Source organism: Pseudoroseomonas ludipueritiae (assembly GCF_014490445.1).
GTDB lineage: Bacteria > Pseudomonadota > Alphaproteobacteria > Acetobacterales > Acetobacteraceae > Pseudoroseomonas > Pseudoroseomonas ludipueritiae.
This window is the reverse complement of sequence record NZ_JACTUZ010000357.1, coordinates 1-897: the sequence shown is the minus strand read 5'-3', so window position 1 is coordinate 897 and position 897 is coordinate 1. Positions and strand designations below refer to the sequence as shown.

2 protein-coding genes are annotated in these 897 nt (G+C 73.8%); both read right to left on the bottom strand.

The features are described from left to right. The coding region (locus IBL25_RS26360; protein WP_187781378.1) for a cellulose synthase operon protein YhjQ/BcsQ at positions 1-706 on the bottom strand (706 nt) is incomplete at its 3' end. 10 nt (positions 707-716) lie between these two features. Beyond that, a partial coding sequence (locus IBL25_RS26355; protein ID WP_202986898.1) for a hypothetical protein occupies positions 717-897 on the bottom strand: 181 nt, incomplete at its 5' end.

The following is an 897-nucleotide window of genomic DNA, read 5'->3' as shown; positions in this document are numbered from 1 at the left end:
GGCTGGCCGGCGCCGCATCGGCCACCAGCCGCTGGCCGGTCAGGGCCTCGGCGAAGGCGTCGTCGCGGCTGACGGCCCCCAGCAGGCGGGAGCCCAGGTGGCGCGCCACCGCCTCGGCCGCCGTGCGGGAGAGGCGGGAGGCCATGTCCACGCCATTCAGCACGAATTGCAGCCGCCCGGCGAAGAGCGCCGCCATGGTGCCATTGCCCAGGAAGCGCCCGGCCTCGATCTCGGCCAGCATGGCGGCGGAAATCGCCTCGCTCTGCAGCACCGTCACCACCAGGGCGGCCATGGGCATCAGGATGGCCAGGGCCTGGGAAGGGCCAGGCGGCATGTCGGCCACCACCACCACGCGCGGGTCGGCCAGCATCTCCCGCACCGGGGTGGCCAGCAGGCCGGGGTCACGCTCCAGCGCCACGCCGTATTCCAGCGCATCCCGCAGCTCCATGGCGCCATGCGGCAGCAGCAGGGTGCCGGAAGCCGACTGGCGGAGGCAGGAGCGCCAGTCCGGCCGCCGCAGCAGCTGGGCGTTGAAGCCGGACAGGTCGCCCACCGGCACGCCGAAATGCAGCCGCAGCGAATTCTGCGGGTCAAGGTCCAGCGCCAGCGCGGTGCGGCCCTGGCGGCGCAGCATATCCGCCACATTGGCCGAAAGCGTGGTCTTGCCCACGCCGCCCTTGGGCGAAGCAAAGCAGATCAGCGGCACCCGTCAGTCCTCAAGCGCGCCTGTCAGGGCGCAGGCCCCGCAGGATGTCCTTCAGCGAATCGGTCGGCTTCGGCGGTTCCGGGGCCGGCGGCGCGGCGGCGACCATGCGGAACATCTCCGCCAGCGAGCCGGTGGCCTGCGCGGGCGGCTCCGGCGCCTTGGCACCGGCGGAAGCGGCCGGCTCCGGCGGC